The 13,998-nt window shown below is 74.5% G+C and carries 14 protein-coding genes; 1 reads left to right on the top strand and 13 read right to left on the bottom strand.

Annotated elements, in window-relative coordinates:
* Window positions 1-23: 23 nt before the first annotated feature.
* From OIE75_RS22930 to tsaB, 11 genes are all read right to left on the bottom strand, one after another.
* Window positions 24-380 (bottom strand): YciI family protein, encoded by a 357-nt coding sequence (locus tag OIE75_RS22930; RefSeq protein WP_307014630.1) that lies wholly within the window; start codon window positions 378-380, stop codon window positions 24-26.
* A gap of 141 nt (window positions 381-521) precedes the next feature.
* Window positions 522-1,553, bottom strand: a complete 1,032-nt coding sequence (locus tag OIE75_RS22925) for an LCP family protein (protein ID WP_329471992.1) — start codon at window positions 1,551-1,553, stop codon at window positions 522-524.
* Window positions 1,554-1,764: 211 nt separating this feature from the next.
* The gene (locus OIE75_RS22920; RefSeq protein WP_122615789.1) at window positions 1,765-2,817 is read right to left on the bottom strand and encodes a LacI family DNA-binding transcriptional regulator; all 1,053 of its coding nucleotides are present in this window, start codon (window positions 2,815-2,817) and stop codon (window positions 1,765-1,767) included.
* Between the two features lie 136 nt (window positions 2,818-2,953).
* Window positions 2,954-6,286, bottom strand: a complete 3,333-nt coding sequence (locus tag OIE75_RS22915) for an SAV_2336 N-terminal domain-related protein (RefSeq protein WP_329471991.1) — start codon at window positions 6,284-6,286, stop codon at window positions 2,954-2,956.
* A gap of 2 nt (window positions 6,287-6,288) precedes the next feature.
* Window positions 6,289-7,239 carry an AAA family ATPase gene (locus tag OIE75_RS22910; protein WP_122615788.1) on the bottom strand — a complete coding sequence of 317 codons (951 nt, stop codon included), beginning with the start codon at window positions 7,237-7,239 and terminating at the stop codon, window positions 6,289-6,291.
* Window positions 7,236-9,380 carry a VMAP-C domain-containing protein gene (locus OIE75_RS22905; RefSeq protein WP_329471990.1) on the bottom strand — a complete coding sequence of 715 codons (2,145 nt, stop codon included), beginning with the start codon at window positions 9,378-9,380 and terminating at the stop codon, window positions 7,236-7,238. The genes OIE75_RS22910 and OIE75_RS22905 overlap by 4 nt, the downstream gene beginning before the upstream one ends.
* A 3-nt stretch (window positions 9,381-9,383) precedes the next feature.
* Window positions 9,384-9,779: a CU044_2847 family protein gene (locus OIE75_RS22900; protein WP_307014625.1), complete on the bottom strand. Its 396-nt coding sequence runs from the start codon at window positions 9,777-9,779 to the stop codon at window positions 9,384-9,386.
* 81 nt (window positions 9,780-9,860) lie between these two features.
* On the bottom strand, window positions 9,861-10,115 hold the full coding sequence (locus OIE75_RS22895) for a hypothetical protein (protein ID WP_307014624.1): 255 nt from the start codon (window positions 10,113-10,115) through the stop codon (window positions 9,861-9,863).
* Window positions 10,112-11,224, bottom strand: a complete 1,113-nt coding sequence (tsaD, locus tag OIE75_RS22890; protein ID WP_329471989.1) for a tRNA (adenosine(37)-N6)-threonylcarbamoyltransferase complex transferase subunit TsaD — start codon at window positions 11,222-11,224, stop codon at window positions 10,112-10,114. The genes OIE75_RS22895 and tsaD overlap by 4 nt, the downstream gene beginning before the upstream one ends.
* Entirely contained in the window at window positions 11,217-11,702 is a 486-nt protein-coding gene (rimI, locus tag OIE75_RS22885) for a ribosomal protein S18-alanine N-acetyltransferase (protein WP_329474035.1), read from the bottom strand. Before rimI ends, tsaD begins: the two co-directional genes overlap by 8 nt.
* Before the next feature lie 50 nt (window positions 11,703-11,752).
* Complete coding sequence (tsaB, locus tag OIE75_RS22880) at window positions 11,753-12,406, bottom strand: tRNA (adenosine(37)-N6)-threonylcarbamoyltransferase complex dimerization subunit type 1 TsaB (protein WP_307014620.1); 654 nt, start codon at window positions 12,404-12,406, stop codon at window positions 11,753-11,755.
* Between the two features lie 149 nt (window positions 12,407-12,555).
* Between tsaB and OIE75_RS22875 the strand changes: the two genes are divergently transcribed.
* A complete protein-coding gene (locus OIE75_RS22875) occupies window positions 12,556-13,110 on the top strand; it encodes a hypothetical protein (RefSeq protein WP_329471988.1) in 555 nt (184 codons plus the stop codon).
* Between the two features lie 19 nt (window positions 13,111-13,129).
* Here OIE75_RS22875 and OIE75_RS22870 read toward each other — a convergent pair whose 3' ends face one another.
* A complete protein-coding gene (locus OIE75_RS22870) occupies window positions 13,130-13,303 on the bottom strand; it encodes a hypothetical protein (RefSeq protein WP_185832419.1) in 174 nt (57 codons plus the stop codon).
* 146 nt (window positions 13,304-13,449) lie between these two features.
* On the bottom strand, window positions 13,450-13,983 hold the full coding sequence (gene tsaE / locus OIE75_RS22865; RefSeq protein WP_307014614.1) for a tRNA (adenosine(37)-N6)-threonylcarbamoyltransferase complex ATPase subunit type 1 TsaE: 534 nt from the start codon (window positions 13,981-13,983) through the stop codon (window positions 13,450-13,452).
* Window positions 13,984-13,998 lie beyond the last annotated feature (15 nt).

The raw sequence follows: 13,998 nt of genomic DNA, 5'->3' as shown, positions 1-13,998 counted from the left end.
GAACGGGCCGAGCAAAGCGGAACTCAGCCCTCCATGAGCTGGCGCACCTCGCAGGTGACCGTCCAGTGCTCCTCGTGCACCTTCAGGAAGCGCTTGGTCCACTCGACGGCCTCGGCCTTGTCCTTGGCCTGGAGCAGGGCGTAGCCGCCGATGACCTCCTTGGACTCGGTGAAGGGCCCGTCGGTGACGGACAGCTGCCCGCCCTCGTAGTGGACGCGGGTGCCGTCGGCGGTCGGGGTGAGGCCGGCCGTGTCGAGCAGGACGCCGGCCTTCGTCATCTCCTCCATCAGCTTCTCCATGCGCTGCACCAGCTCGGGGCTGGGGCCGCCGGAGAGGCTGTCGTTCTCCTCGATGCGGATCAGCGACAGGTAGCGGGGCACGGTGACTCCTCGGGTTCGGCGGCCGGGGTCGCTCCCCGGCCTCTCACCCGGTGCGTCGAACGGGCACGGCACGGATCGACATGCGCCGCCGGATTTCCTCAAGAACTTTCCGGAGGCCGCTACGGGACCGCAACGGGACCGCTAGCGCAGCGATTCCCACAGGTCACCGGCGTCCGGCTCGTGGGCGATCACCCGGTTGGGGTCCCAGGGCGCCGGGTCCACCGGCAGGGTCACGGTGCGTACGTCGTCCGCCGCGAGGCCCCCGAGGCTGCGGCCGAGGCCGGTCAGCTCGCCCAGCGAGTCCAGGCCGGTGTCGGTGGTGAGGCTGCCGGTGACCGCGTCCGCGACCTGGTAGAGGCGCGGGGGGTCGGTGAGCAGGTCGGTGGTCGCGATCTGTTCGAGGAGCGCCTTGACCAGGTTCTGCTGGAGCTCTATCCGGGCCAGGTCGCTGCCGCCCGCCAGCCCGTAGCGGGTGCGGGCCAGGCCGAGCGCCTCGGTGCCGTCGAGGTGGTGGGTGCCGGCGTCCAGGTGCAGGTGGCTCTTGTCGTCGTCGATGTCCACGTCCGTGGTGACGGTGACCCCGCCCAACGCGTCGACCAGCTTGGCGAAGCCGGAGAAGTCGATCTCGATGTAGTGGTCCATGCGGACACCGGTGAAGGACTCGACGGTCTTGACCGCGCAGACCGGACCGCCCAGTTCGTAGGCGGTGTTGAACATCGCGTTGCTCGCCTCCCGGGTCGAGTCGCCGGACTCCAGCGGGCAGGAGGGGCGGTCGACGAGCGTGTCGCGCGGGATGCTGACGACCGTGGCGGCGGTGCGGCCCGCGTCGAGGTGGACGACCATCGCCGTGTCGGAGCGGGCGCCCCCGCTGTCGCCGCCGCCGAGTTCCCGGTTCTCCTCGCCGCTGCGCGAGTCCGAGCCGAGGACGAGGATGTTCAGGGCGCCGGTGGGCACCGGGGAGGCGGAGGGCGAGGGGACGGTGGCCGGGCGGGCGGGGCGGTCGTCGCCGAGCGCGCCCTCGATGTCGACGCTGTTGATGTTGCCGTTCAGGTGCCAGTAGGTCCAGCCCACCGCGGCGAACCCGAGCAGCAGCGCCCCGGCCAGTGCAAGGCCGGCCAACTTGAACCCCTTCGAGCGCCCACCGCGCCCGTCCCGCGCGTCCCGCGCAGCCATGCGTCCGCCCCCGCCCCAGCCGGTCCCGTTCGCGTCCCCACGCGAGTGCCCCGTCGGAGGGAACATAAGTCGGAATTGTTGAATCAGGAACGTGCGGGTCGGGATTCTGTGTAAATTCTCAGACTTCGGCGCGGCTCGGACCGGCGCTGAGCGGCTCGGACTGCGGCGCTGAGCGGCTCGGGCTGCGGCGCGGCTCGGGCTGCGGCGCGGCTCAGCCGCTGCCGGGCGGCGCCGTGCTGCTGCGCACCTCCAGGCTGGTGGCCAGCTCCACCCGGGTCGCCGACGCGGAGCCGTCGTCCCGCCCGAGGTCCAGGACCAGCCGTGCCGCCGCCTCGGCCATCTCCATCAGCGGCTGCCGTACGGTCGTCAGCGGCGGCCCCACCCAGCGGGCCACCGGCAGGTCGTCGAAGCCGACCACGCTGAGGTCCTGCGGGATGCGCAGCCCCAGCTCGCGCGCGGCCTCGTACAGGCCCAGCGCCTGGAGGTCGTTGCCCGCGAAGACGGCGGTCGGCCGGTCGGGGCGGCGCAGCAGCTCCAGGCCCCGCCGGTAACCGGCCTCGTGGTGGAAGTCGCCCGTCACGATCAGGTCGGGTTCGACCGGCAGCCCGGCGGTCTCCAGGGCGGCCCGGTAGCCGTCGACGCGGGCGCGGCTGCACATCATCCGGGTGGGTCCGCTGATCGCCCCGATGCGGGTGTGCCCGAGGTCGACCAGGTGCCGGGTGGCGGCGAGTCCGCCCTGCCAGTTGGTGGCGCCGATGGACGGCACGTCGGCGCCGGGGTCGCCCGCCGGGTCCATCACCACGAACGGGATGGAGCGGCTGGTGAGCAGCGCCCGCTGGGACTCGTCGAGGCCGGACAGGACCAGGATCACGCCGTGCGGACGGCGAGCGGCGACCTGGTCGGCCCAGGTCCGGCCGGGCGTGAGGCGCCCCGCGCTCTCGGAGAGCACCACGCTGAGCCCGGTGTCCCGGGCCACGTTCTCCACGCCCCGGATGACCTCCATCGCCCAGGCGCTCTCCAGCTCGTGGAAGACCAGGTCGATCAGCGGCGAACGGGTCGACTCGGCCCGCCGGCGCCGGTAGCCGTGGGTGCGCAGCAGCTCTTCCACGCGGGCCCGGGTCGAGGGCGCGACGTCGGCGCGGCCGTTGAGCACCTTCGAAACAGTCGGCGCCGACACACCGGCCGCACGCGCGATCTCGGCGAGGGTCGCGGTCTGCGGGGACCGCTTTTGCGTCCGGGTTTCAGCGGGCTGCGGGGATGTCATGGCGGCGATCGTAACCCTGCGGGCCCGCTTGACGAAGCCCTCGGCGGGCCGGGGAGCGGATGGTCACACCGGGCACGCATCAAAACATTCGGTGGACACGGCAAAACATTCGACGCCCCTGTCCGGGCCCATCGGTTCAGCCCTCCTCCGTCACCAGTTCGGCCAGTCGGAGGAACGCTTCCGTCGTGGCCGGTCGCAGCCGGTGCAGCTGCCAGCCGGGCGACTGCAGGGCGGGGTCGAAGGGTACGTTCAGCACCTGCCCGGGATCGACGCGCAGCCGCCGGGCGAACGCCGACGGCAGGGGCCGTCCCGTGGGCCCGCCGAGGTCGGTGGCGACGACGATCGTCCGCCGCGCCTGCTCCTCCCGGCCGGCGCCGCGGACGATGGTGAGGGCGCGGACGGCCGCGTCCAGGAACCAGTCCGCGGTCCCGCAGCAGAGGATCAGCCGGTCGGTGTGGTCGAGGACCACGTCGGCCGAGCGGTCGAGCCGCAGCGGGGACCAGTCGGTGAGGACGAAGGGGTAGTAGTGCGCCGTCTGCCCCAGCACGTGCGCGTACTCCTGCTGGTGGGCCGGGTTGGGGCTGAAGTGGCCACTGCGGTGGGCGACCACTTCGAGGCCGGACGGCAGCCGGGTCGTGCGGGCGCGGATCTCCTCGTAGGCCGGTGCGGGCGGCAGGGCCGCCAGGTCGCGTACGACGGCCGGGTTGCGGTCGGTGAGGAAGGCGTCCAGCGATCCCTCGGAGGCGGATCCGTCGAGGGCGAGGACGGGCTCGCCGCGCGCGGCGGCGAGGACGGAGCCGAGCACCATGGTGGTCGTGGCGCGTCCACTGTAGTGGTAGGCGCCGATCAGGGTGAGGCGCCTGCTGTGCGGCAGGGGCGCGCTCCGCACCCGCTCCATACGGTGCTGCGCCTCCCGGCGGCCGGTACCGAAGCGCGGCAGCCGCAGCGTCGAGCGTGGTGCGGGGACGGCGGTGGCGGGCGGGGTGAGCGGCACGCGCGCGGCCGGGCCGCCCTGGGCGCCGCGCGAAACGGCCTCGCCGAGCTGGAGGCGGGTGCGGGCGACGTAACGGGCGAGGACCTCGGCGACCTCGCCCGCCCCGGGCCGCACGGCCGGGTCCGGGTCCATGCAGCGCAGTACGAGGCGGCGCAGCTGCTCCCAGGTGTCGCCCTGCCACAGGTGCATGCCCTCGGGCAGTCCCGGCAGGTCCCAGCCTGCCTTGGTGCTGATGACCTGGAGCAGTTCCCCGAGGGCCCGCACGTTGTCCTCGCGGGTGGGTGCGGCGCCCGAGCCCAGGTACGCGCCGTCGACGGCGCAGTCCGACAGGTCGCCCAGGACGACGGTGCGGCGCAGCACGTACACGCTGTCGGCGTCGAGGGTGGCGGGCACGAGGCCGTTGAGGTGGCAGAGGGCGACCGCGTTGGCGAGGTAGCAGGAGACGAGCAGGCCCTGGAGGATGTCGAAGGGGGCGGTGCCGTCGGTCAGGGCCCGGGTGAAGATCTCCGAGAGCCGCAGCGGCGGGGCGTCGGGCGCCGCCGCGTCCGCGATCGGGGTCATGGCCAGCCAGGGCGGAGCGTCCCGGAGCCCGCTGGCGAGCAGCACGGGCGCGTACTGGCCGTCCAGCCGGGACAGCGCCTCGGCCTCCACCGTGACGAGTCCGGCGTTGACGGCGGGCAGGTCGGGGCGCGGTATCCGCAGTACGGCCTCCCGGCCCCGCCGGTCGACGCCCCGGTAGACGATCGTGCGCCGCCCGCGCCGACGGCCGCGCAGCTCGTACCGGCCGATGCGGCGCGGGTCGTCCTTGGTGAGCGGCTCCCAGTCGTCCCGGCCGGTGCCGGACCCCGGCGAGCCGGGACCGGGGGCGGGGCGCTCGCCGCCGACCGACACCCCGAACCGGGCGAGCAGCCTGCGCTCGACGCTGGTGAACGGCTGCTGGGAGCCTGGCAGGACGTCGGAGCCGTCGGGATGGAGCAGCCAGGCCGGGAAGTCCGGGGAGTTCCCGGCCAGCTCCTCCAGGCGGCGCCCGATCCGGCGGCCGGTGCGCAGGAGTTCGGCCTGCGGGACCGCGTCGAGCAGGACCGTCTTGGAGGTGTCGGTGAAGTCGAAGACCCGGTGCTTGGCGGGCAGCGGCCCCGACACGGGCGCCGGATGCGGGCGGACCAGGCCGCCGAGGAACACCTCCGCCAGGTGGGAGGTGGTGGCCGGCCAAGGCACCGCCGTCTGCACCAGCCGCATCACGGGCACCGACAGCGGGGCCACCGCCGCGAGGTGGGCGGCCAGGCGGTACGCCTCCGGGGTGGCGGCGTCGCGGAAGTGCTGGGCGCTGCTCAGGTCCCGCGCGGGGGCGACGGCGGCGTACCGGTCGGGGCGGACCAGCAGGGGCAGCTCCACGGTGGTGCCCGGCGAGGCGAGCAGGCGGGACCAGACGCCGAGGGAGCCCGCCGTGGGTTCGAGGACGGGGACCGGGATGTCGTCGAACCGGCTCAGCTCGGGCGGCAGCACCGGGTCGACGACCTGCCACGAGGTGTTGGCGCCGCCGACGCGCCGGGTGGTGGCCTGCCAGCGTTCGGCGGAGATGCCGGAGGCCTCCCACATGTCCGGCGGCAGGGTGTGCAGGAGCGCGACGGGACCGCGGGCCGCCCGCTCGGCGAGCAGCGCGTGCATCGCGCCGGACCGCCAGGCGGGGCCCATGCCGTCGCTGACGACCAGCAGCAGGGTGCGGCCGGAGGGGTCGTTGACGGTGCTCAGCGGCAGTTCGGTGCTGCCGGGGCGGAACGGCCGGGCGTGCAGGCGTGGCCGTCCCGGGGTGCGGGTGTCGAGGCCGAGGACGCGGGTGACCGCGAAGGCGCCGAGACGTTCCAGGAGGGTACGCAGTTCGGTGCCGAGGCGGTGCCACAGCAGCATCGACAGACCGTCGTCGACGAGCAGCACGAGGTTGAGCCAGCGTTCGCGCACCGGCCGTACCACCACGTCGGGCAGGTTGGTCTCGGCGAGTGCGGCGGCCGTGCGGTCCTCGTCGATCTCCGTGCGGTGGCGGCTGTCGTGGCGGCGGCGCAGCGGCCTGAGCGACCGTCCGAGCGCCAGTTCGTCGCCGAGCGCCTTCTCCTCCGGGACGCGCACCGGCAGGGCCCGCCGGGGTTCCTGGCCGGTGGTCGCGAACCGGGGCGGGGGCTCGGGGGTGTTGCGGACGCCCGCGTGCAGGGTGCTGGGGCTGGTGAGGTCCGGCAGTTCCGGGTCGCCCGGTTCGGAGGTCCGCTGCGGCGGGGCGGGCCGGTCCGCCGGCTCCGGGGCGTCGGGGGGTTCGTTCGGCTGGGGGCGGGCGGGTGCCTGCCGGTGGAGGGGTGCTTCGGCGCCCGCCGGCAGCCGCCGGGCCAGCCACAGCACGTCGAGGACCTGGTCGGCGTCCAGGTCCACCCGGCAGACGCCGAGCAGCCGCAGCGCCTCGGCCAGCCGCTCTCCCCCGGCCGGCATGGTCACATCGCCCCGGTGAGCTGGTGCAGGACGGCGTCCAGCAGCCCCTCCGCGTCCAGGTCGACGCCGCCGGTGCGCAGGAACACCGCGTTGAGCAACTGGTCGGTGGCGAGTTCACCGAGGGCGCGGCGGCGCAGGAACGCCTCGATCAGGTCGTCCGCCTCCCGCATCGCCTCCGGGCCGAGGTGCGCGGCGACGATGGTGCGCAGCCGCTCCTCGTCCGGCAGCGGCAGGTCGAGCCGCAGACAGCGGCGCAGGAACGCCGGCGGGAAGTCGCGCTCGCCGTTGCTGGTGATGACGACGACGGGGAACTCGGCGCACTGCACGAGCCCCTGGTGCACCCGGACGGTGCCCCGGTGGTCGTGGGTCTGCACCTCGACGTCGGCCATGTCCTCCGGCAGCCGGGTCAGTTCCGGGATGTCGAAGAAGCCCTCCTCGAAGACGGTGAGCAGGTCGTTCGGCAGGTCGACGTCGCCCTTGTCCATCTCGTCGACGAGCAGGCAGCGCGGGCTGGCGGAGGGCACCAGCGCGGTGCCGAGCGGGCCCAGCCGGATGAACGTGCCCACGGGCGGCTCGCGTTCGCCGCGGTCCCGGCTGAGGGTCGTCTCCCGCAGCCGGCCGATGGCGTCGTACTGGTAGAGGGCGTCCTTGACGGTGGAGCGGCTGTTGACCGGCCAGCGCAGCAGTTCGCCCAGGCGCAGCTCGTGGGCGACGGCCCGGGCGAGGGAGGACTTGCCGGTGCCGGCCGGTCCGGTGACCAGCAGCGGACGGCGCAGGTGCAGGGCCGCGTTGACCACGTCGGCGTGCTGAGGCGCGATCACGTAGGGCAGTTCCGGGCGCATGGACCGGGTGGGGACGAAGCGGCGCCACGGCGGCGCCGAGGGCAGGGAGACGGACCGGGGGACGCCGTCGCCGCGGAAGAGGCGCCATTCGGCGTCGGCAGCGGATGTCATGTGCTCTCCTGGGGTTCGGTCAGGTGCAGGCGGGGCACGGTGCGGTCGGCGTCCGCCCAGGCGAGTACCGGGCGGCCGGGGTAGTCGGGCGGGCTGGCCTTGGCTCCCGCGCGGTAGTCGCGTACTCCGTCGGGCATTTCACGGGTGGCGACCCGCTCCATGTGGCGGACGGTGTGGGCGGCCCCGTCGCGGCCGCGGTCCCACACCACCACCGGTATGCCCAGGGCGAGGCAGGTCTGCACGATGCCGTCCCGCGGGCCGGGCGGTACGTCCACACAGACGCGTACGGTGTCGAGCTGGTTGACGAGCCGGGAGTAGATGGTGTCCCGGTCCATCGCCTCGGAGACCACGAAGGTCTTGCCCGAGTCGAGCCGGTCCCAGCGGCTGCGCCAGTGGCCCATGAAGCGCCCGTGCCTGCGCAGCAGTTCGGGGCAGTGCACCACCAGCGGGAACTCCACGCCGAGGACGCCCGGAACCAGCGCTTCCGGGTCCCGTACCGTCCACTCGTCCACGGGCAGGTTGAGGCCCGCCCGGTCGACCAGGACCTCCACGAGGGGCGGCCGTTCGTCACGGGCGGGCGGGGTGAGGGAGTCGAGCACGCGCAGCACCTCGCGGGCCGCCTCGGGCGCGGAGTACGAGCGCACGCTGTCGGTGGAGACCTGGCGCGGTCCGGCGCCCTCGTCGCACCAGATCCGCAGCCGGTGACGGCCCTGACCGGCCGGTGTCACCTGGACCAGTACGCGGACGCGGGCGGCGCGGGCGCGCAGGGAGCGCACCCACTCCTGGGCGTCGGCGCGGCGTTCGCCGAGCGCCGCCCGTTCGATGCCGAGCCGGGTCGCCACCCCGTCCGCCCACAGCCGCAGCTCGGCCCGTCGGGCACCGGGGCACAGCGCGCCGACGTACTCCATCACCCGCAGCAGTGCGGGCACCCTGCGCTCCCCGCTGCCCGCACGGCCGTCGCCGGGCAGCGCCTCCAGCTGGTCGAGGAGGGCCTCCGCGGTGTCGCCGCCGGGCATGGCCGCCAGGTGCGGCAGGGCGGCGCGGACCGCCTCGGGGAACCGGGCGAGCACCTCCGCCTCCATCGTGCGCAGGTGCTTGCGCAGGGCGGTGTGCTCCTGCGGGGACAGCAGCCTGGGGGCGCGGGCCAGTCCGCCCGCGGCCAGCACCCGGTCGGCGTCCTGCGGGGCGCCGCGCCGCAGGTTCCCGGCCAGCGCCGCGAGGGCCCGCGGGTGGGTGAGCAGGAACGCGGCGAACTCCTCGGGCGTGGGCGGGGTGACGTCGCTGCCGGCCGCGACCCCGCAGGCCCGGGCGAGCCGCTGGGCGCCGGCCACCCGGCTGCTCGCCGAGGGGAAGGTGTCCTCGATCGCCTCCATCAGCAGCAGGAAGGCGGGGTCGTCCGGGTCGAGCTGCTCGGACGCCGCGCCCTCCAGCAGGCCCAGCGGGCGCAGTTCGTCCTCGACGCGCTGCCAGGGCACGCCCCAGCTGCGCCGCACCAGGTGCTGGGGGCTGTACGGGAGGGGGGCGCCGGTGCCGGGGTTCCGGGGCGGCATGAAGTGGGCGACGACCAGGCCGACCACGGCCCGCTCGCTCGCGCACCACAGCGGGCCGCCGCTGTAGCCGGGGCCGACCGCCATGCCGGTGGGCGCCCCGTCCAGGTAGGCGCGGGAGCGGCCGGGCGCGTGGACGGTGAGACGGGCGTAGGTGGCGGCCTCGCCGGTGCCGTGCCAGGCGTCCACCTGCTGGCCGGCCGCCATGGCCGCCAGCCGGGGTCCGGCGGGCAGGCCGCCGGGCGGGCCGTCGACCCGGAGTACGGCGAGGTCGCCGAGCCACTCGTCGTCCTGCGGCGGCACCGCCCCGCCCCCCGAGGCGCGCGGGGCGATCCAGTGGGCCACCCGGGCCGGGTACCTCACCGCGGCGTCCCCGTCGTGAACCTCGACGGCGATCTCGTCCGGGCCGGGTGCGCGCGGCTCCAGCATCGGCCTGTCCAAGGCGGCGTTGACCACGTGCGCGCAGGTCAGCACGGTGTCGCCGCCGAGCACGAAGCCCGCCCCCACGGTCCTGCCGCCCTCGGCCCGCCGTATCGACACGACGTACCGGGAGGGATCGCCGGCACCGTCCCCCGCGGTTCCGAACCACCCCACGCCTCACTCCCCGGCGGTCGTCGTGCCGGGATCGGGTGCGGGTCTCCAGCTCGCGGTGACGGTGAGGTGGGCCGTGCCCGTGCCGCCCACGATCCCGAGCTTGAGGTCCTGCCCCACCTGGACGCCGAAGGTGACGCTCAGTTCGGTGGGCGGATCGGGGACGTCCGTGGCCGCGTCGTGGACCTCCTGGATGAGCGGTCCCAGCGGGCTCAGCGCGCCGCGCAGCGCCCCGGTCGCGAACGGGGCGACGGAGCCCCTCTTCCGGGCCACCGGCACCGCCCGGCCCATGCCGTCCGGCAGGTCGTCGTCGTCCGGGACCGGCACCGTGCCGTCCGCGGGCGCCAGCAGGAACCGGACCGGCGTACCGTCGTCGAGTTCGAGGTCAGCTGAAGTGGACACCCTCATATTCTCTTCGGCGGGGCCCGGTTGGGCGGCGCCCTCGGCCAACTCGGTTACCCGATCGATGCATTGCGCACCGGATCAGTCACCGACCGACTCGAACCGCCACCGGTGCACCGCCCTCGTGACCAGATCCCCGTCAGGTTCGGGCAGTTCCGGCAGGTTCGCGTCGTACGGGGCGTCCCACCAGGTGATGACCAGCACCCGGTCCTGCGGGGCACGCAGGGTCTCGCGGCGGAGCGGGGTGCCGGCGAGCGGCTGGGCGCGGGTCCAGGCCAGCAGGTCCGCGCCCCGGCCGGGCACGGCCCGCGCCTCCCACATCAGGGCGACGGTCACGAGTACAGGTTCTCCTTGCTGACCTCGTGGACGTGGTCGTGCGAGTGGCCGCGGCCGTTCCCCGGTACGTGCGGTTCGGTCACCGGCAGCGACGAGTCCGCGGACAGGTCCCAGTCGGAGGCGGCCCGGTTGCGGGCGACCATCTCGGCGCCGAGGGCGGCCACCATGGCGCCGTTGTCCGTGCAGAGCTTGGGGCGCGGCACCCGCAGCCGGATGCCGGCCGCCTCGCAGCGCTCCTGGGCCAGTGCGCGCAGCCGGGAGTTGGCGGCGACGCCGCCGCCGATCATCAGGTGGTCGACGCCCTCGTCCTTGCAGGCGCGCACCGCCTTGCGGGTCAGCACGTCCACGACCGCCTCCTGGAAGGACGCCGACACGTCCCGCACCGGCACCTCCTCCCCCGCCGCCCGCTTCGCCTCGATCCAGCGGGCCACGGCCGTCTTCAGCCCGGAGAAGGAGAAGTCGTACGCCGGGTCCCGCGGACCGGTCAGCCCGCGCGGGAAGGCGATCGCGTTCGGGTCGCCCTCGCGCGCGTACCGGTCGATGACCGGGCCGCCGGGGAAGCCCAGGTTCAGCACCCGGGCGATCTTGTCGAAGGCCTCGCCGGCCGCGTCGTCGATGGTGGCGCCCATCGGGCGGACGTCGGAGGTGATGTCCGTCGAGAGCAGCAGCGAGGAGTGGCCGCCGGAGACCAGCAGCGCCATCGTCGGCTCGGGCAGCGCGCCGTGCTCCAGCTGGTCGACGCAGATGTGCGAGGCGAGGTGGTTGACGCCGTACAGGGGCTTGCCGAGGGCGTAGGCGTACGCCTTGGCCGCCGAGACGCCGACCAGCAGGGCGCCGGCCAGGCCGGGACCGGCGGTGACGGCGATGCCGTCGAGGTCGCGGGCGCTGACCCCGGCCTCCTTGAGGGCGCGGTCGATGGTGGGGACCATCGCCTCCAGGTGGGCGCGGCTCGCCACTTCGGGGACGACGCCGCCGAAGCGGGCGTGCTCGTCGACGCTGGACGCGATGGCGTCGGCCAGCAGGGTGGTGCCGCGCACGACACCGACGCCGGTCTCGTCGCAGGAGGTCTCGATCCCGAGGACGAGCGGCTCGTCGCGTGGGTCAGCCATGGTTGTCGGTTCCTCGTTCGGTTCCCGGTACGGAGGTGGAAGGGTCGGTCAGGCGCATCACCAGGGCGTCCACGTTGCCCGGCTGGTAGTAGCCGCGCCGGAAGCCGATGGGCTCGAAGCCGAACCGCTCGTACAGCCGCTGGGCGCGGGTGTTGTCCACCCGGCACTCCAGCAGCACCTCGGTGCATTCGAAGGCGGTCGCGGCCCGCAGCAGCTCGGTCAGCAGCCGCGCGCCGAGGCCGGTCCCCCAGTGGTCGCGGGCGACGGCGATGGTCTGCACGTCGCCCTGCTCCCCGGAGGTGACGAGGCCGGCGTAGCCGACGAGGTGGCCGTCCTCCTCGGCGACCAGGTACCGCCGGGTCGCCCCGGGGCCGCGCGCGTGGGCCAGCTCGGACCAGAACATGCCCCGCGACCAGGCGTCCTCCGGGAACAGCTCCCGCTCCAGGCGGAGCACGGGGTCGATGTCCCACCAGCGCATCTCGCGCAGCCCGGCGTCCACGGTCGGGGTCACGGGTTCGGTCGCTCCGGTCACTTGGGGGTGACCACCTTGTAGTTCTTGGGGACCTGGGCGTCGGGCCTGCGCAGGTACAGCGGCCGGGGCTCGGGCAGCTGCTCGCCCGCGGCGAGCTTCTCGGCGGCCAGGCACGCGAGGGCGGCGGCGGACACGTGCTCGGGCTCGTGCGCCTTCGGGAAGGTGTCCGGGTACAGCAGCGCGCCCGCGCCGACGGCCGGGACTCCGGCCACCTGCCCGGCGATGTCGGCGGGGCGGTCGACGGCCGGGTCGGTGAGGCGGGTGCGGGAGTCGGCGTAGCGCGCCCAGTAGACCTCCTTGCGGCGGGCGTCGGTCGCCACCACGAAGGGTCCCTCCAGGTCGGCGGCGTAGGCGAGGCCGTCCAGCGTGCACACGCCGTGCACGGGCACCCCGAGCGCGAGCCCGAAGGTGTCCGCGGTCATCAGTCCGACGCGCAGCCCCGTGTACGGGCCGGGGCCGATGCCGGCGACGACCCCGGTGACGGCGTCGAGCCGCAGTCCGGCCTCGGCGAGCACCCGGTCGACGGCCGGCAGCAGCAGCTCACCGTGCCGGCGTGCGTCCACCTGGCTCGACGAGGCGATGACGTCCGTACCGTCGTGCAGCGCGACGGTCACGGCGGGCGTGGCGGTATCCAGAGCGAGCAAGAGCACGCAAACAGCCTACGGCGCCGAGCACCCCTGGGCGGACGCCCGGTGGACGGCCCGTGCACACCCGTGTCGCACAGCGAGGTCACCACGTCACGGACTGCTACCGTCGCCCGGGAACGCAGGCACGACGTACGACGACGAGGTGGTCGCCCGTGGCAAGCAGCAGCGCCGGTTTCGTCACCGGCCTCACCGCGGCCGCCCTCGCGACCATCGGCTACCTCGCCCACCAGGCGTCGGCCAACGTCCCGGCCGACCTCGGCCGGACCCGGGTCGACAGCACACCCGCCCCGGGCGCCTCCAAGGCACCGCGCGACCGCGGGCACCCCGAGGCACTGCCGACCGGATCCGGCCAGGGTGAGCGGGTGGTGTACTCGGTGGACGACGACCGGGTGTGGCTGGTCGACGCGGGCGGCAAGGTGCGGCGCACCTTCCGGGTCACGCCCAGCCCGGTCGACCCGGCGCCGGGCACCTACGCGGTCACCTCCAGGTCCAACCGGGTCACCGGGTCCGACGGTGTCCCGGTCGAGCACGTCGTGCGGTTCACCAGCACCGAGGGCGTGGTCATCGGGTTCAGCGCGGCGCTCGACGGCTCGACGGCGAAGCCCGATCCGGGCGAGCGCACCGGCGGCATCCGGGAGTCGCGCGCGGACGGCGACGCGATGTGGCGGTTCGCGACGATCGGGCAGCCGGTCGTCGTCGTTCCCTGAGACGCGGGACCTTGGCAGGTCAGGCGGCCTCGCGGTGCTCCCGGACGGGCCCGCGGGCCTCCGGTTCGGGTGCGCGCGGCGGCGTCGAGACCGCCGCGGCGGCGGCGCAGGACGCCAGCAGTTCGCTCATGGGCACCCCGCTGAGCGCGGGCGACTGCGGCCTGCGGCGGGCCTGCGGCTCGGTCTGGGACATGGACGCCTCCTGAAGGTCGGGGGCGGGCGTGGTTAGGTATGCCTAACCACGAGCTGGGTACCATGTGACCACGCGCAAGACCCGGAACGCAATATTTTGCCGACGCCTTGTCGGAACATCCCCGGCGGCCTCCGCCGGGGCCGCGCTCAGCCCGCGAGCACGCTCGTGTCGGCCTCGGCCCAGCGCGCGCCGACGCCGGTCACCGTCACGTGCCGCACCTCGTCCGTGGTGTCGCCGACGGCGCGGTGGATCCACAGCTGCAACCGGTCGTCGGTCAGCTCCTCGACCTTGCCCTCGCCCCATTCCACGACGATCACCGAGTCGGGCAGGGAGACGTCCAGGTCGAGGTCCTCCATGTCGTCCAGGCCGCCGGACAGCCGGTAGGCGTCCACGTGGACGAGCGGCGGGCCGTCACCGAGCGAGGGATGTACGCGGGCGATCACGAAGGTCGGGGAGGTGACGGCGCCGCGCACCCCCAGGCCCTCACCGAGCCCCCGGGTCAGCGTCGTCTTGCCCGCGCCCAGCTCCCCGCTGAGCATCACCAGGTCACCGGCGCGCAGCAGCTTGGCGAGCCTGCGGCCCAGTTCCCGCATCTGCTCGGGGGAGGTGACGGTGATCTCGCTTTCGGGAGCGGGTCCGTCGGACTCAGCCGGGATGCGCGACTTCGCGGATTCTTCCATCGTCACTCACTCGCA

It is taken from the genome of Streptomyces sp. NBC_01723, from assembly GCF_036246005.1.
Taxonomy (GTDB): Bacteria; Actinomycetota; Actinomycetes; order Streptomycetales; family Streptomycetaceae; genus Streptomyces.
Note: the sequence above shows the minus strand (reverse complement) of the source record. Positions and strands in the feature narration are given on the sequence as shown.